Below are 26,408 nucleotides of genomic sequence, written 5' to 3'. Positions count from 1 at the left end.
CTCACAAAAACCGTTTATTTTTAAATAAGTTATCTATTGTCAAGAATCAAATCAAAAAATTTATTACTTGCGATCTTTTCTCAAACACATTATCTTGTGCATCGTTTTCATAAAAACACTATATCTTGTGTTTTAAATCCTGTTTTAAATAACAACAAGAAGGCTAATACAATGAATAAAAGTTTAATGGTTACAAAGCGTGACGGTACGCAAGAACAAATCAATCTTGATAAAATCCATCGTGTGATTACGTGGGCTGCTGAAGGACTAGACAATGTTTCTGTTTCTCAAGTAGAACTTCGTTCACATATTCAATTTTATGAAGGCATTCGCACTTCAGACATCCACGAAACCATTATTAAAGCAGCCGCAGATTTAATCAGCAAAGATTCGCCAGATTATCAATATTTAGCTGCTCGTTTAGCGATTTTCCATTTACGTAAAAAAGCCTATGGTCATTTCGATCCCCCTCGTTTATACGATCACGTCAAAAAACTAGTACGTATGGAAAAATATGATCAAGCGTTATTAGATGATTATACTCGTGAAGAATGGGACACAATGGACGGCTTCATCGATCATTGGCGTGATATGACGTTTTCTTATGCTGCAGTGAAGCAATTGGAGGGTAAATATTTAGTACAAAACCGTGTGACGGGAGAAATCTACGAGTCTGCACAATTCTTATATTTGCTGGTTTCCGCAAGTCTATTCTCTAAATATCCAAAAGAAACACGTTTGGATTATGTAAAACGTTTCTACGATGCCACATCGACTTTCAAAATTTCCTTACCTACACCAATTATGGCGGGCGTGCGTACACCAACTCGTCAGTTCAGCTCTTGCGTATTAATTGAATGTGATGACAGTTTAGATTCAATCAATGCAACAGCATCAGCTATTGTAAAATATGTTTCACAACGTGCAGGGATTGGTATTAATGCAGGGGCTATTCGTGCATTAGGTAGCGAAATTCGTGGTGGAGAAGCATTCCATACAGGTTGTATTCCATTCTATAAATATTTCCAAACTGCAGTTAAATCTTGCTCACAAGGTGGCGTTCGTGGCGGTGCAGCAACACTTTATTACCCAATTTGGCACTTAGAAGCAGAAAACTTGCTCGTATTAAAAAATAACCGTGGTGTAGAAGACAACCGTGTTCGTCATATGGATTATGGCGTCCAGTTAAACAAATTAATGTATCAACGTTTAATTAAAGGTGGCGAGATTACTTTATTTAGTCCATCAGATGTACCTGGACTTTATGAAGCATTCTTTGCGGATCAAGATAAATTTGAAGAACTTTACGTAAAATACGAACAAGATCCAACTATCCGTAAGCGTACTGTTAAAGCAGTTGAAATCTTTTCTTTATTAATGCAAGAACGGGCATCAACGGGTCGAATTTACATTCAAAACGTGGATCACTGTAATACCCACTCTCCGTTTGATCCACAAGTTGCACCAGTTCGTCAATCTAACTTATGCTTAGAAATTGCATTACCAACTAAACCGCTTCAGCACATTAACGATGAAAATGGGGAAATTGCACTTTGTACACTTTCCGCTTTTAACTTAGGTAAAATTGAAAACTTAGATGAATTAGAAGAACTTGCGGATCTTGCAGTGCGTTCACTTGATGCCTTATTAGACTATCAAGATTACCCTGTTGTGGCAGCAAAACGTAGCTCACTTGCACGCCGTTCACTCGGTATTGGGGTCATTAACTATGCGTATTACCTTGCGAAAAATGGTGTTCGCTATTCTGATGGTTCAGCCAACGATTTAACACACCGCACTTTTGAAGCCATTCAATATTATTTGTTGAAAGCCTCTATGAACTTAGCAAAAGAGCAAGGTGCGTGTGAATACTTCAATGAAACCACTTATGCAAAAGGCATTTTACCGATTGATACCTCTAAGAAAGATTTAGATGCCTTAACACAAGAGCCTCTACATTATGATTGGGAAAGTTTACGTAAAGATATTCAAGAATTTGGTTTACGTAACTCAACATTAACTGCCTTAATGCCATCAGAAACATCATCGCAGATTTCCAATGCGACTAATGGTATTGAGCCACCGCGTGGACACGTAAGTATTAAAGCATCAAAAGATGGTATCTTAAAACAAGTTGTACCTGAATATGAAAATTTAATGGATAACTATGAATTACTTTGGGATATTCCAAGTAATGACGGCTACTTACACTTAGTCGGTATTATGCAAAAATTCGTGGATCAAGCGATCTCTGCAAACACAAACTACGATCCAAAACGTTTTGAAGACGGCAAAGTACCAATGAAAGTGTTGTTAAAAGATTTATTAACCGCTTACAAATACGGTTTAAAAACCCTTTACTATCAAAATACCCGCGACGGTGCCGAAGATGTTCAAGAAGATCTTGATGACGGCTGTGCTGGTGGGGCTTGCAAAATTTAAACGCCCCTATTGTCTTCCCCAACTTATGGGGAAAATAGCACGACATAACGAATTAGGATACTTTCCTCAGTCTTTGATAGTTTCCCCTGATAAACAGGGAAAGCTAAATAAATGATAAGTTCTATTTAAAGGATAAATAAAATGGCATACACTACTTTTTCCCAAAATAAAAACGATCAATTAAAAGAACCGATGTTCTTTGGTCAAAACGTTAATGTTGCGCGTTACGATCAACAAAAATACGAGACTTTTGAGAAGCTGATTGAAAAACAACTTTCTTTTTTCTGGCGTCCAGAAGAAGTAGATGTATCGCAAGACCGTATCGACTACGCAGCATTGCCTGAACACGAAAAACACATCTTCATCAGCAACTTAAAATATCAAACCTTATTGGATTCTATTCAAGGTCGTAGCCCGAACGTGGCATTATTGCCTTTAGTGTCGATTCCTGAATTAGAAACTTGGATTGAAACTTGGACATTCTCTGAAACCATCCACTCTCGCTCTTACACACATATTATTCGTAATATTGTGAACGATCCTTCTATCGTATTTGATGACATCGTAACTAACGAAGAAATTATCAAACGCGCACAAGATATTTCATCTTACTACGATGATTTAATCCGTGATAGCCAACTTTATGGCTTATACGGCGAAGGCACTTATACCGTAGATGGCAAAGAATGCGTCGTGACTTTACGTAGTTTGAAAAAACAACTTTACCTTTGCCTAATGAGCGTGAATGCACTTGAAGCAATTCGTTTCTACGTTTCTTTCGCTTGTTCATTTGCTTTTGCAGAACGTCGTTTAATGGAAGGGAATGCAAAAATTATTAAATTTATCGCACGTGATGAAGCCTTGCATTTAACAGGTACACAGCATATTTTAAATATTATGGCTGCAGGCCAAGACGATCCTGAAATGGCAGAAATTGCGGAAGAATGTAAACAAGAAGCCTATGATTTATTTGTTGCAGCGGCAGAACAAGAAAAAGCGTGGGCTGATTATCTATTTAAAGACGGTTCTATGATCGGCCTCAACAGAGATATTTTAGTTCAATACGTAGAATATATTACTAATATCCGTATGCAAGCTGTTGGATTGCCACTACCATTCCAAACACGTTCAAATCCAATTCCTTGGATTAACGCTTGGTTAGTGTCAGATAACGTACAGGTTGCACCACAAGAAGTAGAAGTAAGCTCTTATCTTGTCGGTCAAATTGACTCAAAAGTTGATACGAATGATTTTGACGATTTTTCTCTCTAATTAAAAACACATAAAAAACTAACCGCACTTTGGAATATTCTTTTTAAATATTTAAAGTGCGGTTAATTTTTTGTTCATTTTAAAAGGCTTTCTAACACAGAAAACCTTTTATTTCTTATATTTCTAATAACAATCTTGTTGGATCTTCCAATAATTCTTTAATCGTTACCAAGAAACCAACAGATTCACGGCCGTCAATTAAACGATGATCGTAAGATAAAGCAAGGTACATCATAGGACGAATCACAACTTGACCATTAAGCGCAATCGGGCGTTCTTTAATAGCGTGCATTCCTAAAATCGCACTTTGTGGTGGATTGATAATTGGAGTGGACATAAGAGAACCGAACACGCCACCATTTGTAATAGTAAAATTGCCGCCAGTAAGATCTTCTACTGTTAATTTGCCATCACGACCTTTTTCAGCTAATGCTTTAATTTGTTCTTCGATCTCTGCCATACTGAGCTTATCGCAATCACGAAGCACTGGTGTGACTAATCCACGCGGTGTTGAAACTGCAATACTAATATCAAAATAGTTATGGTAAACAACATCATCCCCATCAATAGAAGCATTCACTTCAGGATAACGTTTTAATGCTTCCACAACCGCTTTAATATAAAAAGACATAAATCCTAAACGTACTGAATGTTGTTTTTCAAATTTTTCGCCGTAGGTTTTACGCAGAGTCATTATCGGCTGCATATCCACTTCATTGAAAGTGGTAAGCATCGCCGTACTATTTTTGGCTTCAAGTAAACGTTCAGCAATACGTTTACGCAAACGGGTCATTGGCACACGTTTTTCAGAACGTGCGCTATAAGCCACCGTACTAATTGTATTTTGCTCAGTGGCAGCTTCTTGCTTCACTTGCTGTGCTTGTCGTTTTGCAATTTCACGTTCAATATCTTCACGTGTTAAACGACCACCCACACCCGAACCTTGAATTTGATCTGCTTGTAAATCATGTTCTGCTAATAAACGACGAATTGCAGGGCTCTGATCCGCATTATGATTATGACTATTTTCAATCGCTGCATTTTGACGATCAGAAGGTGTGGGTTCATTCGTTGCTTTTAACGTCGCTGAACTGACATCTCCTTCTTGAGCCGTAGAAATTTTTCCTAGCAACTGTTTACTCACCACTGTTTCGCCCTCAGCTTGAACAACTTCAGCCAGTACACCATCAGAAAGTGCGGGAACTTCTAGCACGACTTTATCCGTTTCAATTTCCACAATAACCTCATCACGTTTCACAGTATCGCCCAGTTTTTTATGCCAAGTGGCAACAGTTGCATCTGCAACTGATTCAGGTAGGTCTGGAACAAGAATTTCGATTGTCATTTTATTTTTCCTTTTCTTCTTTTTTACTATATATCTTAATTATCTTGGCTCCCTATTTACAGAGGAAAGCAAAGATATAAAAACCTTTATTAAATTAACCGCACTTTAAAAACTCAACGCATCTTCCACTAACTGTTTTTGCTGTTTAGTGTGAAGCGACATATAACCCACAGCTGGCGAAGCTGAAGCTGGGCGCCCTGCATATTTGAGTTTAACGGATTCTGGAATTGCTGATTCAAAATTATGTTTGCTGCAATACCAAGCCCCTTGGTTAAGTGGTTCTTCTTGGCACCATACATAATCCGTGACATGCGCATAAGGCTCAAGCGCTTTCTTCACATCCTCATGCGGGAAGGGATAAAGCTGCTCAATACGAATAATCGCTACATCTTTCTGATTATTTGCACGACGTTGTTCAAGTAAATCGTAATAAACTTTACCTGAACACATTACCACACGTTTTACATCTTTAGGATCAAGCTCATCAATTTCTCCGATTACCGTTTGGAAAGTTCCATTAATCAACTCGTCTAAACTGGACACTGCCAATGGATGACGTAGTAAAGATTTTGGGGAAATGGCAATCAATGGACGGCGCATTTTACGTAAAGACTGGCGGCGCAACATATGGTACACCTGTGCAGGTGTTGATGGCACGCAAACTTGCATATTTTGTTCTGCGCAAAGTTGCAAATAACGTTCAAGACGTGCGGAAGAATGTTCTGGACCTTGTCCCTCATAGCCATGAGGCAATAACATAACTAAACCGCACATTCTGCCCCATTTTTGTTCGCCAGAGCTAATAAATTGGTCAATAACAATTTGCGCACCATTAGCAAAATCGCCAAATTGAGCCTCCCAAATGGTTAAAGTTTTTGGATCTGTCGTTGCATAACCATATTCAAAAGCAAGTACAGATTCTTCTGAAAGTACAGAATCCCATACTTCAAATCGACCTTGATTGGCGTGCAAATGTGTTAATGGCACATATCCCGTACCATCATTTTGATTATGCACAACGGCATGACGATGGAAAAAAGTACCTCGTCCCGCATCTTCGCCTGATAAACGAACATTAACACCTTCATCAAGTAAGGTTGCATAAGCCATGGTTTCAGCCATACCCCAGTCGAGCAATTTTTCGCCTTGATACATTGCTTTACGATCATTATAGATTTTTTCTACGCGAGGATGCGCACGTAAACTTTCGGGATATTCACACACACGTTTGGCAAGGGTTAAAAAACGTTCCTGCGAAAATTTGCTTTCATAAGGTGCAGTCCAATCATAATTAAGATATTGCAACCAATCCATTTTTGCCGCGTCCATTTCACGCCATTCAGATACCACGCGATCGCCATTATCTAGCGCATCACGATAATTATTTGCCATTTCAATAACTTGTTCTTCAGTTATTACAGCTTCTGAAACTAAACGATCAGCATAAACTTTACGAGGTGTAGGATGTTTTTTAATGATGCTATACATCATTGGTTGAGTGGCTAATGGTTCATCTGCCTCATTATGACCGTGGCGACGATAAGAAATTAAATCAACAAAAATATCTCGTTTGAATAAATTACGATATTCCACCGCCATATGCGCAGCAAATGCCACCGCTTCAGGATCATCACCATTAACGTGAATAATCGGTGCTTGAATCATTTTCGCAATATCGGTGCAATACTCTGTGGAACGTGTGTCATTCGGGTTAGATGTGGTAAAACCAATTTGGTTATTAATCACGATGCGAATAGTACCGCCCACACTATACCCACGGGCATTTGACATATTCAATGTTTCTTGAACAACCCCCTGTCCTGCCACAGCTGAATCTCCGTGAACAGTAATAGCAAGCACTTTGCTATGTTCTGTGTCATTCATACGAGTTTGTCGAGATCGAACAGAACCAATCACAACAGGGCTTACGATTTCCAAATGGGAGGGATTAAATGCCAAAGTTAAGTGAACTCGCTTATCATCTACGGCGAAATCAGAAGAAAAACCTTGATGATATTTCACATCCCCCGTACGTTCACTGGAATGTTTACCTGCAAATTCATCAAATAAATTTTCAGGCTTTTTACCTAATACATTCACGAGCATATTCAAACGCCCACGGTGTGCCATTCCCATTACCACATCATTTACGCCTTGGCGACTAGAATGACGAATAATTTCTTTCATCAATGGAATAAAGGCATCACTTCCTTCTAAAGAAAAACGTTTCGCACCAGGGAATTTCGCACCAAGATAACGTTCTAAACCGTCTGCAGCCGTCAGTTCACGCAGAAAATTAACACGTTCTTCAGATGTAAAAATCGGTTTCTCTAACACACTTTCCATCTTACTCTGAAGCCACATTTTCTGCTCCATATCCTGTACGTGCATAAACTCCAAACCAATTGAACCGCAATATGTTTCTTTCAACATTTGAGCTAATTCGCCAAGTTTAATGGTATCTCGTTTGTAAACGTACTGATTAATATTAAAAGTTTCGTTGAGATCTTGTTCAGTAAAACCATGATGGCGATAATCTAATTCAGGAACAGAAGACACTTTCCAACGATAATAATTGAGGGGATCAAGATTAGCCTCTAAATGGCCACGAAAACGATAGGCATTGATAAATTGTAGAACTTTCACTAATTTTGCGCCAGCTTCAGGATCTATTACTGTCACTGCTTCATTATGATTTTCTCGCGCTAAACGACGAAAATAATCTCGCACTGGTGTATGAGGCTGTTCAAGTGCGGTGGTTTTTGGTAAAGAATCAAAAGTTGTTCGCCAACTTTCCTCCACCGACTGCGGATCACTCAAATAACTTTCATAAAGTTCTTCTATATAAGATTGATTTGCACCGCCTAAAGCTGTGCTGGCTAACCAATCATCAAATGCCTTGTTTTGCTGCATAATTACCTCTTTATTATGATATTTGAAGCAATATTTTCGCTCCATTTTTTTTACGTATTATACATAGGATTAAAAAGGAAATAAGCCTCTTATAAGAAATTGTTACAAATTTGTGATCTAGTTCAAACTCTTTGTATATAAAAAACCGCACTTCATCTCTTAAACAAAGTGCGGTTATTTTTACTTGTATTAAAACTTAGGATTTAAAAATGGATTGGTCTGCTTTTCTTGCCCAATGGTTGTGTAAGATCCATGTCCAGCGATAATAATAAGATCGTCATTTAATGAGAGTAATTTTGTTCGGATTGAAGAAATCAATGCATCATAATCCCCACGAGGAAAATCAGTGCGACCAATGCCACCTTGAAATAATACATCGCCTGTAAATGCCACTTTTTTCTCGTGTTCAATAAAACCGATATGCCCTGGTGTGTGTCCTGGTAAATGTAAAATCTCGAAATTAAAGCCATCTAATTTTAAAATTTCGCCCTCTTGATTAAACCAACGATCAGGCAAAAAAGCTTCAATATTTGGTAAGCCAAAACGTTGGGCTTGCTCGGGTAAACTTTCAAATAAAAATTTATCTTCTTCTTGAGAACCCCAAATTTCAACGCCAAAATGTTGTTTTAATTGCATTGCAGCACCAACGTGATCTAAATGACCGTGAGTAATCAAAATCACTTTGAGATTTAAATGCAGTTCTTCAATGCGTTGAATTAGGCGTTCGGCTTCGCCACCTGGGTCAATAATTGCGGCATTTTTGTCATCATCCCAAATCAAAGAACAATTTTGTTGGAATGCAGTAACAGGGATAATTTCGATATTCATTTTTACTCCTTATAATCGATAAAACTGTTGAGTATTCAAAAGGATTTGCTTTTGAACAGAATGTAATGGCAAAGATTTTAATTCAGCTAGTTTTTGCAAGACTGCCAATAATTGTTCAGAAATGCCCGCACGTTCAAATCCCTCGTGTTGCCAAGGGCTATCCGTTTCAATCATCAAGCGATTTAAGGGTAAATGTTGTGCGACATATTGGGTTTTAGGGTTCCATAAAATATCAGGGGTTAGGCTTGCAAAATAGGGCGTAGAGAAAAATTTCTGAAAAGATTTTTCATCTGTCTTAAACCAATGAAAATGGGCACGTTGAATATTATGTTTCTGCAATAATTCAAGGGCAATTTCTACATCGTTATGTACAATATGCAAATTTAACGGTAAATCCCTTTTTTTCGCTATCAGAATAAATCGTTCAAGTAATTCAATGTAAGGCGCGTAATCTAAATTCGGATTTTCTCGTTTAGAATAATGTGGCAAGCCCACCTCGCCAATGACAGAAATCGATGAATGATGTTCGTCAATCCATTGAAATAATTCTTTTTGTTCTTCTAAACTAGGTAATTGCTGTTCAGGATGAAAACCAGCTGCAATATAAAGTTTCTCTGGGTAAGTCTGTTTTAAATTCAGCAGTTTTTTAGCACTTGCAAGATTCATACTTACCGCAAGCATACCTATAATCTTTGAATGACCAAGTGTTTGCTGAATATTCTCGTCAGAGAGTTGGTCTAAATGAAGATGGCTGTCAAATAACATATCTTTTCCAATGAAAAACCGCACAAAAGTGCGGTTAATTTTACATTTGTTTTACACGCCTTTCCAAGTTCTTACAGGGCCTGTATCTACGTGAATAAAATTGCTGGTTGGATAATAACCCACGCCACCATTTCGCAGACTTTCCGCAGAAGATTTCACTTTAATCAAAGGCACACCCGCAATACGAAAATCAATGGCTTTTCCTTTAATGTGATAACTATTTTTCGCTACGCCACGACTTTGGCGATGACGCATTGCATTAGTAGCGGCTGAACGATAACCACAAATTACTTCAATTTCAGCATTGCGTAAGCCTAAATTAGTTTGGATATTATAAAATTTCTGGAATAAATTTGGATCCATTTTATGCACTTGATTTGTCCTTTTATCACGCATTAAATAATCCAATTTTTTTAACATCGCAGGCGAAAAACCTTTTGCTAAAGAAAACTCGCCACTTAATCTTTCGCCCGTATTAATGTTGCGGAAAGTTAAAATACGAGGTTTAGGTGTTGAAACCATTGCTAATACAGAATTTGGTAAAATAGATATTCCTAACGCAATACCGCCCAGCGATAACCATTTTCGTTTATTCTGATCCACAGAATTCATTATAGCTCCCTTATTTTATTGAAGATATTTTTTTACGAGATCCCAATTAATCTCAGCAAGATTAATCTGACGATCATAACCATAAATATCAGGTAAATTTACAATATTTCCGTTTTTAATCCACGCAGTAACATAATATAAAAAAACAGGATTATCCGAGCGTATCGGCGCAGAAGTGGTTTTTTTACTTGCTAATACTGTATTTTTTCGAGTTTCTGTCCAACCTGCTTCTTTTAATAAAATACTTGCCAATTGATCTGATTTTTCAATACGTACACAGCCAGAACTTAACGCTCGATTTTTACGATTAAACAATCCACGATTTGGCGTATCGTGTAAATAAATTGCATCAGAACTTGGCATATTAAATTTATAATTACCTAACGCACTATCGCCAGCCGCTTGTCGAACTCGATAAGGAAATTTATTACCAATAGATTCCCAATCAATAGAAGCAGGATCAACAACATTGCCTTGATTATCTAAAATTGAATAATTATGCTCCGTAATATAATTTGGATCGGCTTTCATTTTTGGCAATAAATCTTCATTAATTAAGCGAATTGGCGCATTCCAAGGTGGATTTACAACCACATTACTTAATTTGCTATACATTACAGGTGTCCTGCGCGAATTTGTGCCAACAATTACCCGGGATTCTAAAATTAAATCGCCATCACGATAATACTGTAATTTATAGCTTGGAATATTCACAAAAATTCCATTATGAAAATCAGGAATTACTCGCAAACGCTGTGCATTCATTGCCAGTTTTTGAGCAATATTTGATTCTTTAGAAGTCGGAATAAACATCGGCAATGATTGAACTGTTTGGCGATATAAATGATTTTCTCCCGCTAAACTTTGTATGAAATCAAGAAGTTGATTATTTTCCACCGCACTTAACCAGCGTTGAATATGATCATTTTCAGGCTGTTGTGCTTGATACTGAGCAGATGAATACAACCAATTAGATGCTTGAGAACGAACATTTTGTGTGTAATATAAGTAATCTAACAAAATATCACTTAATAACACATCATAAACCAATCCGCCTTGTTGTTCTACCAATGCCAATGTTTCTAGTGAAGTTGCCGACGATTTTGAAATACCGCTTGCCACCATTGCCGCATAATCACGTAACAATTGACGAGCTGCCGCATTGTCAGTCCATAACGGGGCATATTTACGAGAAGCATATAAACGCGCGAGTAAAGGCTTAAATTGTAACTTATGATCGCCTATTTCGTGTGTTAGCGTCATATTAAGCAATGTTTGTTTTTCTTCCGTTAAACGTTGCTGATCCGCATAAATGGCTTCTTCAAGCTCTTTTCTTTCTGCGAGTGACAAATGGGAAAGATTAATGCCGTACAATGATTTAGATTGGTCATTTTTGCTCAAATCTACTAAAGCACAACCCGACATCATCATAGATAATGATAAGGCGAATAATGATAACTTTAAGGTGCTTTTAAACACTACCATTTCCTAAACCTTTATTAAAATCACCGCACTTGTTGCTTTTCTCAAACAAAGTGCGGTCAAAACCATTTAGTATTTATTTTTTACTTTCCGTTTTTGCTTCGGATAGACCGTTTGCTTGATTAATTTTCTGATCTGAATTAAAAATAACGAAATCAGCTGCCATTTTTTCAGCTTCTTTTAAGAAGAAATCTGGTGCTTCGTAATCTTTCGGCAAATCATCAATATCTTTCAATGCTTTCTTACCCTCACGTTTAAAACGTTCGTTCAAATCTTTTAAACGTCTTGCATCATCTTTATCATTCTCTGCTTTACGCATTTTATAATTCAATGATAGAAATTTTCGATCTCGGCGTTCATTTCGCACTTTCAATTCTTCATTCAATGCAACAAATTCAGGATCTTTAGCAATACGAGCAAGATGTTTTTCATTTAGAATATTTACTGCATTATCAATATAATCGATATTTCCTACTTCCATATAACTCGCTGATGGGATTTTATCCCAAGCAAGCGCATTATCTTCTTTATCTTCCCCATATTCTTTCGCATCTATAATTTCGGGAAAATTAATATCTGCGGCAACACCTTTTAATTGGGTTGAACCACCATTAATGCGATAAAATTTTTGAATGGTATATTGTAAAACACCCAACGGACTCTGATCTAAATCATAGATAAAATTTAACGAGCGACTCTGTTGTACCGTACCTTTACCAAAAGTATTTTGCCCGATGATAATACCTCGACGATAATCTTGCATTGCTGCAGCAAAAATTTCCGATGCAGAAGCACTGTAACGATTAATCATCACAAATAATAACCCCTTATATTGTTGCGTAGCGTCATCATCTTCGTGAACACGAATACGCTGATAAGCATCGCGAACCTGCACAACAGGGCCATCAGCAATAAATAAACCACTTAACGCCACGGCTTCCGTTAATGCACCACCGCCATTTTCACGTAAATCAACAATTAGAGCCTCAGCTTTTTGATTTTCTAATTCAACCAGTAGTTTTTTAACATCTTCGGTTAATCCAATATAAAAACTTGGAATTTTTATTACCGCAATTTTTTTCCCTGACACTTTTTCAAAAGTTAGTTTAGCCGCTTGATCTTCAATACGGACTTTATCACGCACCAAAGTAATAATACGTGATTTTCCCCCTTTAGCAGGCTCAATTTCTAAGCGAACTTTAGTGCCTTTTTTCCCTTTAATTTTTTCTACCAAATCTTCTAAACGCCAACCAACAACATCTTCAATATCGCCTGTTGCTTGCCCAACGCCAATGATTTTATCCCCAGGATGCAGCTTTTTACTACGTTCCGCTGGCGCACCAGGTACAAGAGATTTGATGCTAGTTTCATCATCTTCTGATTGTAAAGTAGCCCCAATGCCTTCCAAGGAAAGATTCACACTTTCATTAAAACTTTTCGCTGTTCTTGGGGAAAGATAACTGGTGTGAGGATCAATTTCACGCGCAAAAGCATTCAAATAAATTTGAACAATATCGTCTGCTTTTGTTTGCGTTAAACGACGAATGGCTAAATTATAGCGTTTTGTAAGTTTTGCTTTGATTTCTGACCATTTTTTATCTTTTAATTTAAGATTAATAATGTCATTTTTTACGCGAGCATCCCAAAGTTTATTCGCATCAGCTTCAGTTTGTGGAGCAGCCGCTTTTTCACGATCAATTTCAATTTGATCTTGACCATTTAAATCAGGCTCTTTATCTAATAAAGATAACGCATAAGTATAACGTTCATAACGACGTTTGATCATTACATCATAAATCTCAAACGCAGCAGAAAGATCGCCTTGATTTAACTGATCATCTAACTTATTACCATATTTTTGACGAAGTTCGTCTATATCAGACTGCAAAAAAGTATTGTGGCTAAAATCTAAATTTTTAATATAACGATCAAAAATTTTCTCGGAAAAATCATCATCTAATTTAATCTTACGATAATGGGATTGAGTTAATCTCGTCGTTGCACGCTTAGTTGCCAGCTGGTTTTCTTCACTTATCGCTGGAATACTAATGTCACTTGGCTTTAACTTAGGTTGTACAGCAAATGCAGGAATTGCACTGCTCAAACATACCGATAACCACGCATAACGAATCACATTTTTTGACATTTTAAATTTCATAACCATTTCCGAGTCAATTTTCATTTATTAAGCAAATAAACGATCTGCAGCAACGTTCATAATCAAACCGTTTTCAAGTTCAACACGTGCTGAATCTTTTAATACTTCTACCACTGTTGCTTTTTTAGCATTATCTCCAGCTTTAACTTTCACAACAGAACCAACAGAAATTTGTGAAAAATCAACCGCACTTAGTGATACTTTACTCTCTTTTTTAAAGTTTTTATTCGCAGGTTTACGCGGACGCTGTTTTTGTTGTGCTTTTTTAGCCGCAGCTTCTGCTTTACGTTTTTCCGCAAAGCGTGCTTTCGCTTCAGCAAGTTGCTGTGCAGCGTGAGCAACGTGTTCTGCATCTAATACACCTGCAGGATTACCCTGTAAATCAACACGTACTGCACCTTCGCGACAGCCATATAAATAACGCCAATTTGATGTATATTGACGAAGAGCCTGACGCAATTGGGTTTTACTTACGCGTTCATCATCTTGTAATGCTTCAGCTAAATCTTGAAATAAACCTATTTTTAATGGTTTTGCTTCGCCCTCTAAAACAAAGCAAAGAGGAAATTTTTCTGCTAAATAAGCAATGATAGCTTTTGCATTGGTTAATTTTTGCACTTCCGTTTGCACATCTGTAACTTGAGATGATAATTGTGTGTCAGTCATATTTATATCCTTGAGGCTATTAATAAAATAAAGATTTGCCTAGTTTATCGCACTTTTTACAAAATTAACAACGGATCCCGTTATGCTGAATAAATTTCACACAAAAATAACGCCAAGACTTCACAAATACGTTAAAACAACGATAGAATGGCGTGCTTTAATTCATAAAGAAAGACCACAAACGTGCCTAAAACAAAGCTAACTTCGCCTTCATTTCAAATTTTAAAATGCACAGAATGTGATGCTTGCATTAACGTGCCTGTTATTCTTCAATCGAATGAACAAGCCGAATGCCCACGTTGTCATCATCTGTTAGCAAGTGGTACGAGGTGGTCATTACATCGTTGTGCAATGATTGCATTATCTATTTTGATATTAATGCCCTTTTCCTTGAACTACCCCTTATTAAGTTTACATTTATTAGGTATTAAAATTGATGCCTCTATTTGGGATGGCATTTGGAAAATGGCAGTAGGTGGTTATGAATATACCGCGTTTATGATCTTTATTTGTGCAGTAGTAATGCCGATTACTTTTGCACTTTTAGTTATTATGCTTTGGCTGGCTAAGATTTTTCAGATAAAACCACGTAGTGTTTTACTATTTCTTGGTTACATTAAAGCTTGGGTAATGTTTGATGTTTATTTAGTGGCACTTGGGGTAACCATATTTAAAGTACGCGAATATGCAACATTAGAAATTAATATTTATTTAATTCCTTTTATTTTTACCGCACTTTTAACCACGCTGCTTTTTATCAAACTTAATCTTTCCGCCTTGTGGCAGGAATTTTATCCTGAATGTACTCCAGTTTATACAAAACAAGCTGTTGAATTATGTCCTGCTTGCCATTACACCTTTACGCAAAAATCTATCCAATACGATAATCAACAAAAAATTTATTGTCCCCGCTGCCAATCGCCTCTTAATACATCGGATAAGCTAAAATTACAAGCAACTTGGGCAACCTTAATTGCAGGGATTATTATGCTTTTTCCTGCAAATTTATTACCTATATCTGGCATTTATTTAACAGGTGCATTATCTGAAGATACGTTAATTTCTGGGGTTATTTCATTTGTTAAATCAGGTAGTTATTTTGTTGCTTTTGTTGTGTTTTTTGCCAGTATTTTCGTGCCTATCAGCAAAATTTTTATTATGCTTTACTTACTTGCTTGCGTGCATTTTAAATGGCAACATTCTATTAAATGGCAAATGCGTTTATTACATCTAGTACATTTTGTTGGACGCTGGTCTATGCTTGATTTATTTGTATTAGCCTTAATGATGTCGCTTGTCACACGCGGAGAAATCATTAATTTTACCGTAGGGCCAGGCGCATTTTATTTTGGTGCAGCCGTATTTTGCACTATGCTTTCCACCTCACAATTTGATAGCAAATTAATTTGGAAAATTTATGACAGAGAAAAATAATTCCTCCTCAATAGAAGAAAAATATCAAGAAAGAACAGCGAACTTACGTAAAACAAAACGCATTTCGCCTTTTTGGCTATTGCCTTTTATCGCATTATGTATCGGGGCAATTTTATTCTTCCAAATTGTGAAAGAACGCGGTACTAGCATTACGATTACCTTTACCAATGGTTCAGGTATCGTTGCGGATAAAACTCAAATTCGTTATCAAGGATTACAAATTGGCATAGTAAAAGAAGTTCATTTCACTGATAACCTGCAAAAAGTGGAAGTTGTAGCCAATATCAATCCTGAAGCATCAAGTATTTTGCGTGAAAATACAAAATTTTGGCTTGTGCAACCAAATGTTTCTCTTGCTGGCATTTCAGGATTAGATTCTCTCGTGTCAGGTAATTACATTACTCTTCAACCAGGTGATGGCGATCGTGAAGATGAATTTATAGCAGAAGAACAAGGCCCTATTGCACAAGTTTCCGCAGGAGATTTATTGATTCACTTAATTTCTGATGATTTAGGTTCGATTTCTATTGGTGCGTCTGTGTATTTTAAAAAATTACCTGTAGGAAAAATCTATGATTACCGTATTAATAAAAACAATAAAGTAGAAATAGATGTGGTCATTGATAAAGCCTATGCCAAGTTTGTGAAAAAAGATTCACGCTTTTGGAATATTAGTGGCATTAACGCGAACATTAGCCCAGCAGGCTTAAACCTAAATGTAGAAAGTTTAAATGCAGTTGTGCAAGGTGCCGTTTCTTTTGACTCTCCAGCTGACAGCCCAAAAGCAGATGAAAATAGTCATTTCACGCTCTATACCAATTTAAAAGCGGCTAAACGTGGGATTGAAATTAAGGTAACAATTCCTGCCTCTTCCGCTCTTATTGCAGGGCAAACGGAAGTTTATTCTCAAGATAATGCTATAGGGATTCTCGCCAAGCTAAGTGCGGTAGAAAACGACGATGAAATTTTAGAGGGCAGTTTATTGATAGATCCAAACCAAGCCTCTTTGTTTAAAGCGAATAGCAAAATTGTCCTACGCAATAAAAAAATAGATCTTGGCAATTTAGCAGAACCAAAAAAATTCTTTCGTGGCGAATATTTTGATGTGATTGCGGGAGACGGCGAAACTAAACATCAATTTAACGTGATTAAAGAAAATGAATTATTACTCAATGCGCCTAACACGTTAGTTTTAACCCTTACTGCGCCAGAAAATTATGGTGTAAGCGAAGGGCAAAATGTGTTTTATAACAATATGATAATTGGGCAAATTGTTTCACAAACAATAGATGTAAATGGCGTACAATTTAAAGCAGCAATTGCCTCTGAATACCGCAATTTAATTCACGAAGATACACAATTTGTGGCAGCAACCAATTTTGATATAAGCGTTGGATTAGATGGATTGCGTTTTGAATCCGCGACACCAGAAAAATGGTTACAAGGCGGCGTTCGAGTGCTGGCAAAACAAGCTTTGGGAAAAGCTAAAACCAGTTATCCGCTTTATCAAAATATTAGCAATGCTGAACATGGCATCACAGGAAATATTCTTACGCCAACGATAACCTTACACACCCAAACCTTACCAAGCATTGATAAAGGCTCTCTTGTACTATATCGTCAATTTGAAGTAGGAAAAATTTTAAGTATTAAACCTAAAACAAATAACTTTGATGTAGACATTTATATTTATCCTGCTTATCAACATTTATTGACAGATAAAAGCCGTTTTTGGGTAGAAAGTGCGGCAAAAATAGATGTAAGTCCAAAAGGCATTAGTATTCAAGCAACGCCACTTGCACGTTCCTTAAAAGGGGCGATTAGCTTTGATAATGGCGGTTCAGGCAATAATCGAACACTTTATGCAAATGAAAGTTATGCAAAATCCATTGGGTTTGTAATTACGTTAATCACAGATGATGCAACTAATCTTAGCAAAGGAATGAATCTGCGCTATCTTGGTTTAGATGTGGGGCAAATTGACAGTATTCAGCTTGATGCAAAAGCAAAACGCATTACTGCAAAAGCCCTAATAAATCCAAATTATATGAATATAATTGCAAAAGAAGGGGCTAATTTTACGATAATCTCGCCACAAATTTCGGCTGGTGGAATAAATAACCTTGATAGTTTATTACAGCCTTATATTGATATTGAAATTGGTAATGGAAACACAAAAACACAATTTAATTTAGCACAAACGGCACCACAACGTAATAAATTTAGCAATGGCACGCCGTTTATTTTAGAAACGCGTGATGCGATGAATTTAAGTGAAGGTTCGCCAATTCTTTATCGAGGTGTAGAAGTTGGCACAGTGAAGAAATTTGAACTTAATAGTCTTGGTGATCGTGTGTTAGTGCATATTGCCATTATGCCGAAATATAGCCATCTTGTTCGACAAAACACAGAATTTTGGATCGCATCAGGCTACGACTTTAGCTTAGGCTGGAAAGGTGCGGTATTTAATACGGGTAGCGTTCAGCAGTTGCTAAAAGGTGGGATTTCTTTCTCCACACCAGCAGAAAAAGAAATTCAACCGCAAGCGCAGCCCAACAAACGTTTCTTGCTTCAAATAAACCGCCCTGAAGAAGTGCAAACTTGGGGAAGTGGTGCGTTATCAAAATAACATAAATGAAAATATTTAATCTGCACCTTAATGAATTAGGGTGCAGATAAGCTATTACCATTTTTCTAATGCTTCTTTATCACTCTCTCTTGCTTCAATCCAACGCTCGCCTTGATTGGTTTGTTCTTTTTTCCAAAATGGTGCTTTAGATTTTAAAAAATCCATAATGAATTCATTGGCGTGATAAGCATCTCCACGATGTGCGGAACTTACCCCCACTAAAACAATTTCATCGCCAGTTTGTAAAAGCCCAACACGATGAATTACCGATACACGTTGAATATCCCAACGTGCTTTCGCCTGTTCTACAATTTCACGTAAGGCTTTTTCTGTCATTGCGGGATAATGTTCTAAGTATAAACTGGATACCTCATCGCCTAAATTAAGATCGCGTACTTTACCCACAAAAATAACCGTTGCGCCAATTGAATGTTGCTCAGAAAGCCATTGGTAAACGGCATTTTGATCAAAAGGCTGTTCTTGTACCGCAATTTGAATATCCGTCATTTAGCCCCCTGTTACTGGTGGGAAAAAGGCAATTTCATCGCCATTTTTTACCGCACTTTCTAAAGGCATTAAGGTTTGATTAATTGCCACTAAAAGTTTACCTTTTTCCAGTGCCAATGCCCATTTATCGCCCTTTTGAGCAAGGTGTTCACGCACCGCTTCCGCAGTGACAAAATCATCTTCTAATTGAATGGCATCAACGCCAATTAATTCACGAGTTTGAGCAAAAAATAAAACATTTAACATCTTATTTTTCCTCCGCAATAAAATGGCCTGATTTTCCACCGCTCTTTTCTAACAAGCGAACTTTCTCAATCACAATGTCTTTCTGCACAGCTTTACACATATCGTAAATGGTTAAGGCTGCTACGCTTGCCGCAGTTAGTGCTTCCATTTCTACGCCAGTTTTTCCAGTTAATTTGCAAAGAGATTGAATGCGAACTTGGTTGGTTTCAAGTAACGGTTCTAAATTCACTTCTACTTTAGAAAGTAACAATGGATGGCAAAGTGGGATAAGCTCCCAAGTGCGTTTTGCGGCTTGAATACCCGCAATACGAGCAGTAGCAAATACATCGCCTTTGTGATGTTTTCCTTCCACGATCATGGAAAGAGTTTCTTTTGACATGGTGACAATGGCTTCAGCACGAGCTTCACGAACAGTTTCCGCTTTAGCAGAAACATCCACCATATTGGCTTCGCCTTGAGAATTGATATGTGTAAATGTAGTCATAATATAATAAAAGTGCGGTTAAAATATTGAATGTTTTAAATAAGCGACAAAAGGAAGCAGATGAATATTACCATTCATCTCACTTTGCTTTTTAGCCACCAATAGAAGCTAAATGATTTCTTACACCAGTATCGCCGATATGCAAATAATGATGTTCACGTTTGCCTTGAAGTGCGGCAAAAATACGAGCCTGTAAAATACCTTGCTGTTCGTGCGACTGCAATAAATCACGTAATTCAATGCCTTCTTCGCCAAATAAACAAAGATGAAGTTTACCTTTTGCTGACACTCTTAAACGATTGCAACTTGTACAAAAATTCTTTTCATAAGGCATAATTAAGCCAATTTCGCCAGTATAATCAGAATGCGTAAAGACTTTAGCAGGGCCATCAGTGTGAGATTTCTGCTGTAATGTCCAACCATTTTTCAGCAATTTATCCGCTAAGATTTGTCCAGAAATATGGTATCTATCAAAGAAACTATCCATTTCGCCCGTTTGCATCAACTCAATAAAGCGCATTTGAATTGGGCGATCTTTAACCCAAACGAGAAATTGTTCAAATTCTTTATCATTCAGATTTTTCATTAAAACTGAATTGACTTTAACTTTGTTGTAGCCCACTTCAAATGCACGATCGATACCACGCATCACGTCATCAAATTTATTGATACCTGTAATTTGATGGAACATTTTGGGATCAAGGCTATCAACACTGACGTTAATAGACGTAATCCCTGCTTTCTTCCAATCAGCCACATCTTTTGCCATGCGATAGCCGTTTGTCGTGACGGCTAATTGACGAATGCCATCAATGTTAGTAATGCTTTCAGCAATAGAAATAAAATCTTTGCGTAAAGTCGGTTCCCCACCCGTTAAACGGATTTTCTCTGTGCCCATTTCAGCAAACGCTTGAGCAAGATGGGTGATTTCTTTTAAAGTTAAGAAACTTGGTTTGTTAGCTTCGGGTTGATAACCATCAGGTAAACAATAGGTACAACGAAAGTTACACTGATCAGTAATCGACAGTCGTAGATAGTAATATTGGCGTTGGAAAGGATCGACTAAGCGAGACTCTCCTACGTTTTTAATAGGAATAGATTGCATTTTACACCTTTCTAAATACGGAGAGGATAAACCGTTTCCAGCGTATCCCTGAATAACGTAGCGCGTTATTGGCTTGCCACCGTATTTCTTGTGAAACTTAGGCTAAACAAGCTCGGAGTTATGCGTTAAATTTGATTTGTCGTCATTCTAAAAGATTTCACTTCATAAACACAATCAATAATATTGATGAAAATCAGTATTTTCCTAAATTCTTAAAAATCAATTATATAAAAAAATACATAATGAATATAAGACTAGCTCATTAGTGATAATTAATCCTATTTATATTAATAACCATAAATTTTTAGCTGATTATTATGAGGTATTTTTATTGATTTAAATCATAATTTAATCAATAAATAAATTTCTCTACTTTTCATAATCAGAAAAATATCCTACTATTTTTATCGGATTTATTTTTACTTAATCAATATAGGAGTGATTTATGTCTTTTGCCCAACAAAAACTTAGCGAACTCGCTGTTTCAATTCCAGGTGCAACTAAAATTTTTCGTGAATATGATTTAGATTTTTGCTGCGGAGGTTCTGTATTATTAGAAGTCGCAGCACAACAAAAGAATCTTAACCTTGCTGAAATTGAAAAACGTTTAACTGATTTACAACAAAGTAAAGCAGAAAATAATGATAAAGATTGGACTTCGGCATCTTATGCGGAGATGATCGATCACATTATTACTCGTTTTCATAATCGCCACCGTGAACAACTCCCTGAATTAATTACATTGGCGGAGAAAGTAGAAAATGTACATGGTGATCGTGATGACTGTCCTATAGGCGTAGTCGCACAGTTAGAAAAAATTTATGCTGAACTTAGCCAGCATTTAATGAAAGAAGAACAAATTTTGTTCCCAATGATCAAAATGGGGAATTATGCTATGGCCTCAATGCCAATTCGTGTAATGGAAATGGAACACGATGAAGCGGGACAAGATGTGGAAGTGATCAAATCGCTTACTAATAACTGCACGCCACCAGCAGATGCTTGTTTCAGTTGGAAAGCCTTATATAGCGGTATTAATGAATTTATTGATGATTTAATGCATCATATTCATTTGGAAAATAATATTTTATTTCCACGTGTATTAAACGAAAAATAATTTAATATTCGTCAAAAATAACCGCACTTTAATCTATTCCGAAAAACAAACTAAAGTGCGGTCATTTTTACAAGCGTTTTGAGTTGGTCGATAAGCCGAGTTCTGTCGTGGACAATCATTCCTCTAGGCGACAAATTACTCTGCCGCTCAAGCAACCTACCCGAACTCTGGACGGGCCACCCATTGAGTTCCTATTTGGTCTTGCTACGAGTGGAGTTTACCCTGCTGCACGTTGTTACCAACGGCACGGTGCGCTCTTACCGCACCCTTTCACCCTTACCGTTTACACGGCGGTCTGCTCTCTGTTGCACTGGTCGTCGGCTCACGCCGCCCGGACGTTATCCGGCACTCTGCCCTGTGTAGCTCGGACTTTCCTCTCGTTTACTTGTCCCACTAGGTCGTATAAATACGGTTAAGGGCTTCAATAAACCAGCGATTGTCTAACCAACTCGGCACGTAGTATAGGGGCAATCACTAGTGCGGTCAATAAAATCCCCAATTTTTGAATATTGCTCATCAATCTTATAAACAATAATGCCTAATTTTTCATTCGTATTTTTTTAGGATTTCGCTAAAATAACGCCAATTTCAACCGCTCTTTTAGGAAGAAGAATGAACTATCTAAAAATTGCACAGGATTCCCTTTCAGTGGAAAGTAACGCACTTTTGCAACTCAGCCAACGCTTAGGCGACGATTTTAATCAAGTCATCGATCTTATTTTAGCCTGCGAAGGGCGTTTGGTAATCGGAGGGATAGGAAAATCGGGTTTAATCGGCAAAAAAATGGTGGCTACCTTTGCCTCTACGGGCACGCCAAGTTTCTTTTTACATCCGACTGAAGCCTTCCACGGTGATTTAGGAATGTTGAAACCAATTGATATCGTGATGTTAATTTCCTATAGCGGTGAAACCGATGATGTCAATAAACTGATTCCAAGTTTAAAAAATTTTGGTAATAAAATTATTGCCGTGACGAGTAACAAAAATTCCACGCTCGCACACCATGCAGATTATGTTCTAGATATTACTGTTGAGCGTGAAGTGTGTCCAAATAATCTCGCGCCAACAACATCCGCACTTGTAACGCTGGCACTTGGTGATGCGCTCGCCGTATCGCTCATTACGGCACGAAATTTCCAACCTGAAGATTTTGCTAAATTCCATCCAGGTGGCAGTCTTGGTCGTCGTTTATTATGTAAAGTGAAAGATCAAATGCAAACTCGCCTACCAACAATTTTACCGACCACCAATTTTACTGACTGCCTCACAGTCATGAATGAAGGGCGAATGGGCGTTGCCTTAGTGATGGAAAATGAGCAACTTAAAGGTATTATCACGGATGGCGATATTCGCCGCGCGCTTACAGCCAATGGTGCAGGAACGCTGAATAAAACAGCCAAAGACTTTATGACAAGTTCACCAAAAACTATTCATCAAGACGAATTTTTATCAAAAGCCGAAGACTTTATGAAAGCGAAAAAAATTCACTCGCTAGTCGTTGTTAATGATGAAAATCACGTAGTGGGTTTAGTGGAATTTTCAAGCTAAGGAATCCCGATGCAACAAAAATTAGAAAATATTAAATTTGTCATTACTGATGTAGACGGCGTACTCACTGATGGACAACTTCATTATGATGCCAATGGTGAAGCCATCAAAAGCTTTCATGTACGAGATGGTTTAGGCATAAAAATGCTGATGGATGCGGATATTCAAGTGGCAGTGCTTTCTGGTCGCGACTCCCCTATTTTACGTCGTCGCATTGCCGATCTTGGTATTAAATTATTCTTTCTTGGCAAACTTGAAAAAGAAACGGCTTGTTTTGATCTCATGAAACAAGCTGGCGTCACCGCCGAGCAAACCGCTTATATTGGCGATGATAGCGTAGATCTCCCCGCCTTTGCAGCGTGTGGAACTTCTTTTGCTGTGGCTGATGCCCCTATTTATGTGAAAAATGCTGTTGATCATGTACTTTCCACCCATGGCGGCAAAGGCGCATTCCGTGAAATGTCTGATATGATTTTACAAGCTCAGGGAAAATCCTCTGTGTTTGATACCGCCCAAGGTTTCCTAAAATCAGTGAAAAATATGGGACAGTAATAACTCATTCGTCAATGTTATTGCTTAATAAAAAATAAAGTGCGGTCAATTTTCAAAGCGTTTTAAAATCTCTCAAAAATCAACCGCACTTTTATCTTTATAACGCCCCCACGCTCTGACAGTTTATCTCTTTCTTAAAATACTCATAGAACTGCGGTAAGAGTTGCGTAATCAAATTTAATTGCTGATACGGTAAACTAAAGACGGCACGTTCTTCGGCAGTCATCTCTTGTTTTTCTAATTCTTTTAAATGTGTTTCGATACTTTCTTGCTGTTGGTTAAAAATAGCTTCGGGTATTTCTTCAATGTGTTCTAAGGTATAAATAATTTTCTTTGCCACAGGATAAAAACCAGATAAAAACTGTGCGGTCTGTTGCAAATTTTTCATTCTGTCGCGATAAGCTCCCAGTGCTGAAATATAGCTTAATAGAGAATAATTAAGTTTGAGTAAATCAAAACCTTTCTGTAAATATGCCTTATATTTCACTGGTTCATTATTCATATTGGAAAGTGTTGTACTCAGTGCGGCTGCATATTGATGCGCATTGCGACGTGCTATGCGATATTTAAGATCGTCACTTTTACCAAATTGCAACTGGCTAATAATATGCAATAAATACACCGCATCACTACGCAATGCTTGATGGCTCACTTTATCAAGTTGCAAATATTTCCAATCTGGCCATAAGTAAGATACGGCAAACCATGAAATCGCGGCACCAAGTAATGTATCAAGTAAACGAGGCATTAAGGCGGCTGCCGTATCAAATCCCATGACATCAAAACTGAGCAATACTTGCAGTGTGATGAAAAAGGTCGAGAAACTGTAATTATTACTACGAAAGAAAAAGAACAACGTGCTTGTAAGCACCACAAGACCCAGTTTTAATTCTAAGGTTGGATTTAAATAAGGTAATAAAGACCCTACCACTACGCCTAATATCGTGCCGATAATGCGCTGACGCAAACGTACTTTAGTTGCAGAATAGTTTGGTTGGCACACAAATACAGTGGTCAATAAAATCCAATAACCCAGATTAAATTGGAAAAACTCAACAATTGCACAACATAAAAATACCACAATAGATAAGCGTACCGCATGACGGAACAACGGTGACTCAAAAGTAAAATGGCTAAAAATCACCGCACTGATATTTTTTAACCCAGTGATTTGTTCCGTATGAATTTGAGCTAATTGTTCTGTAACCGTCGTGTCTTGTGCTAACTGGCGAAGTTGCCAGTTAATACTTTGTAAATTATCTAACAAGGTTTGAATATCAATCAGTTCATCTTGATCATTAAGATGTTGTGCTCGATATAGATCAAAGGAATGCAAGGTGCCTAAAAGCGCACGTTCCACACGTTCATTAAAATGATAAGGTTTATTTTCACGTAAACTCGCCGTGATTTCTTTACAGGATTGTGCTTGTAGCTCTAACAAACGTTGAATACGGAAAATTAAATCTGTATTTTTTAGTTTTTCCGTTATTTGTTGATAATCAAAATGCGTAGAATTGGCGCGTTCGTGAATGTCTTGTGCGGCAAAATAGTAACGTAACATTCTCTGAGTACGAGGATGGCGATGTTGTCCTCTAATGCGATAAAAAAGCGCGGTGCGAACAATATTAAATGCCGTGACAACATTCGCATTTTTCATCGCAAAATTGAGGTGTTTTTTTTCAATCTCAGCCGCTTCGTCAGGATCAAAAAAACAGGATTTGGTATCTAAATATTCGCCCAACGCACAAAACGCTTTAGCGACACTTTCTTGCACGGGGCGATTTGGGAAAAACAGGTAAACAATCAGAGTCACCACGCTATACAGCAAGGTACCGCATAAAATCATTACAGGGTTAATAAACCATACATTTACCTCTGGGATATAAGTTAATGTGGTGTAAAGCGCAACCACTAATGAACCGAAAGCAATGGTGCTATAACGCTGCCCCACGGCACCAATCATAGTGAAAATAAATGTCAGTACCGTCATTAACACAATATATTGGATAGGCTTGCCAATATGTAACTGCACAATAAAGGAAGAAATAGAAAAGGCAATAAGGGTAAAAAATACGTTTTTCAATCGTCCAGTTAAACGGTTATCCAAATCCACCAAACCACCTGCAATGATCCCTAGAATCAAAGGCATTGATTGCGAAGAAATATCAAAAAACCATATTCCCACTGCTGCAATATTTACAGCAATAAAAACAGGAATTGTAGAAATTACTTTAGCATTTAACCGAATATTCATTTCAAATCCTTATCAAAATAGAAAAGTGAGCAACAAGGCTCACTTTTTA

The 26,408-nt window shown here is 37.4% G+C and carries 20 protein-coding genes, 1 other RNA gene and 1 riboswitch; of the genes, 7 read left to right on the top strand and 14 right to left on the bottom strand.

Annotated features, from left to right (window positions below):
- Positions 1 to 171 precede the first annotated feature (171 nt).
- Positions 172 to 2,442, top strand: a complete 2,271-nt coding sequence (nrdA, locus tag K6J66_RS05865) for a class 1a ribonucleoside-diphosphate reductase subunit alpha (protein ID WP_038439698.1) — start codon at positions 172 to 174, stop codon at positions 2,440 to 2,442.
- Between the two features lie 141 nt (positions 2,443 to 2,583).
- Complete coding sequence (nrdB, locus tag K6J66_RS05860) at positions 2,584 to 3,714, top strand: class Ia ribonucleoside-diphosphate reductase subunit beta (RefSeq protein WP_005650087.1); 1,131 nt, start codon at positions 2,584 to 2,586, stop codon at positions 3,712 to 3,714.
- A 115-nt stretch (positions 3,715 to 3,829) separates the two neighbouring features.
- Here the strand turns inward: nrdB and odhB are convergent, their stop codons facing one another.
- From odhB to proQ, 8 genes are all read right to left on the bottom strand, one after another.
- Entirely contained in the window at positions 3,830 to 5,059 is a 1,230-nt protein-coding gene (odhB, locus tag K6J66_RS05855; RefSeq protein ID WP_038439697.1) for a 2-oxoglutarate dehydrogenase complex dihydrolipoyllysine-residue succinyltransferase, read from the bottom strand.
- A 105-nt stretch (positions 5,060 to 5,164) separates the two neighbouring features.
- Positions 5,165 to 7,972 carry a 2-oxoglutarate dehydrogenase E1 component gene (sucA, locus tag K6J66_RS05850; RefSeq protein WP_110442639.1) on the bottom strand — a complete coding sequence of 936 codons (2,808 nt, stop codon included), beginning with the start codon at positions 7,970 to 7,972 and terminating at the stop codon, positions 5,165 to 5,167.
- A 189-nt stretch (positions 7,973 to 8,161) separates the two neighbouring features.
- Positions 8,162 to 8,800 (bottom strand): MBL fold metallo-hydrolase, encoded by a 639-nt coding sequence (locus tag K6J66_RS05845; protein ID WP_110442638.1) that lies wholly within the window; start codon positions 8,798 to 8,800, stop codon positions 8,162 to 8,164.
- Positions 8,801 to 8,809: 9 nt separating this feature from the next.
- The gene (locus K6J66_RS05840; RefSeq protein ID WP_110442637.1) at positions 8,810 to 9,565 is read right to left on the bottom strand and encodes a TatD family hydrolase; all 756 of its coding nucleotides are present in this window, start codon (positions 9,563 to 9,565) and stop codon (positions 8,810 to 8,812) included.
- Positions 9,566 to 9,616: 51 nt separating this feature from the next.
- On the bottom strand, positions 9,617 to 10,177 hold the full coding sequence (mepK, locus tag K6J66_RS05835) for a peptidoglycan L,D-endopeptidase MepK (RefSeq protein ID WP_038439692.1): 561 nt from the start codon (positions 10,175 to 10,177) through the stop codon (positions 9,617 to 9,619).
- Positions 10,178 to 10,192: 15 nt separating this feature from the next.
- Positions 10,193 to 11,662: a L,D-transpeptidase family protein gene (locus tag K6J66_RS05830; protein ID WP_038439691.1), complete on the bottom strand. Its 1,470-nt coding sequence runs from the start codon at positions 11,660 to 11,662 to the stop codon at positions 10,193 to 10,195.
- Between the two features lie 73 nt (positions 11,663 to 11,735).
- Positions 11,736 to 13,817, bottom strand: coding sequence for a carboxy terminal-processing peptidase (gene prc / locus K6J66_RS05825; RefSeq protein ID WP_038439690.1), 2,082 nt, complete (start codon positions 13,815 to 13,817; stop codon positions 11,736 to 11,738).
- Between the two features lie 27 nt (positions 13,818 to 13,844).
- Positions 13,845 to 14,483, bottom strand: coding sequence for an RNA chaperone ProQ (proQ, locus tag K6J66_RS05820; protein ID WP_038439689.1), 639 nt, complete (start codon positions 14,481 to 14,483; stop codon positions 13,845 to 13,847).
- Between the two features lie 183 nt (positions 14,484 to 14,666).
- Here proQ and K6J66_RS05815 point away from each other — a divergent pair, with 183 nt between their 5' ends.
- Positions 14,667 to 15,917, top strand: a complete 1,251-nt coding sequence (locus tag K6J66_RS05815) for a paraquat-inducible protein A (protein WP_038439688.1) — start codon at positions 14,667 to 14,669, stop codon at positions 15,915 to 15,917.
- On the top strand, positions 15,901 to 18,546 hold the full coding sequence (locus K6J66_RS05810; RefSeq protein WP_038439687.1) for a PqiB family protein: 2,646 nt from the start codon (positions 15,901 to 15,903) through the stop codon (positions 18,544 to 18,546). Before K6J66_RS05815 ends, K6J66_RS05810 begins: the two co-directional genes overlap by 17 nt.
- A gap of 54 nt (positions 18,547 to 18,600) precedes the next feature.
- On the opposite strand, the gene moaE is transcribed toward K6J66_RS05810, so the two are convergent.
- From moaE to moaA, 4 genes are all read right to left on the bottom strand, one after another.
- On the bottom strand, positions 18,601 to 19,053 hold the full coding sequence (gene moaE / locus K6J66_RS05805) for a molybdopterin synthase catalytic subunit MoaE (RefSeq protein WP_110442636.1): 453 nt from the start codon (positions 19,051 to 19,053) through the stop codon (positions 18,601 to 18,603).
- Positions 19,054 to 19,299, bottom strand: coding sequence for a molybdopterin synthase sulfur carrier subunit (gene moaD, locus K6J66_RS05800; protein ID WP_110442635.1), 246 nt, complete (start codon positions 19,297 to 19,299; stop codon positions 19,054 to 19,056).
- A 1-nt stretch (position 19,300) separates the two neighbouring features.
- Positions 19,301 to 19,783, bottom strand: coding sequence for a cyclic pyranopterin monophosphate synthase MoaC (moaC, locus tag K6J66_RS05795; RefSeq protein WP_005650053.1), 483 nt, complete (start codon positions 19,781 to 19,783; stop codon positions 19,301 to 19,303).
- Positions 19,784 to 19,874: 91 nt separating this feature from the next.
- Entirely contained in the window at positions 19,875 to 20,888 is a 1,014-nt protein-coding gene (gene moaA, locus K6J66_RS05790) for a GTP 3',8-cyclase MoaA (protein ID WP_110442684.1), read from the bottom strand.
- Positions 20,877 to 21,018, bottom strand: a riboswitch (molybdenum cofactor riboswitch). Its footprint overlaps the gene before it by 12 nt.
- 315 nt (positions 21,019 to 21,333) lie before the next feature.
- Here moaA and ytfE point away from each other — a divergent pair.
- On the top strand, positions 21,334 to 22,005 hold the full coding sequence (gene ytfE / locus K6J66_RS05785; RefSeq protein ID WP_021035372.1) for an iron-sulfur cluster repair protein YtfE: 672 nt from the start codon (positions 21,334 to 21,336) through the stop codon (positions 22,003 to 22,005).
- Positions 22,006 to 22,080: 75 nt separating this feature from the next.
- On the opposite strand, the gene rnpB is transcribed toward ytfE, so the two are convergent.
- An RNA gene (gene rnpB, locus K6J66_RS05780) (RNase P RNA component class A) lies at positions 22,081 to 22,457 on the bottom strand.
- Positions 22,458 to 22,617: 160 nt separating this feature from the next.
- Between rnpB and K6J66_RS05775 the strand changes: the two genes are divergently transcribed.
- Positions 22,618 to 23,553 (top strand): KpsF/GutQ family sugar isomerase, encoded by a 936-nt coding sequence (locus K6J66_RS05775; RefSeq protein ID WP_005665006.1) that lies wholly within the window; start codon positions 22,618 to 22,620, stop codon positions 23,551 to 23,553.
- Between the two features lie 9 nt (positions 23,554 to 23,562).
- Positions 23,563 to 24,105, top strand: a complete 543-nt coding sequence (locus tag K6J66_RS05770) for a KdsC family phosphatase (RefSeq protein ID WP_012054717.1) — start codon at positions 23,563 to 23,565, stop codon at positions 24,103 to 24,105.
- Positions 24,106 to 24,202: 97 nt separating this feature from the next.
- Here the strand turns inward: K6J66_RS05770 and yccS are convergent, their stop codons facing one another.
- A complete protein-coding gene (yccS, locus tag K6J66_RS05765; RefSeq protein ID WP_110442634.1) occupies positions 24,203 to 26,359 on the bottom strand; it encodes a YccS family putative transporter in 2,157 nt (718 codons plus the stop codon).
- Positions 26,360 to 26,408 lie beyond the last annotated feature (49 nt).

The organism is Haemophilus influenzae, assembly GCF_019703545.1.
Taxonomy (GTDB): Bacteria; Pseudomonadota; Gammaproteobacteria; order Enterobacterales; family Pasteurellaceae; genus Haemophilus; species Haemophilus influenzae_E.
The sequence above is the reverse complement of the archived record's forward strand: the minus strand, read 5'-3'. Positions and strand labels throughout refer to the sequence as shown.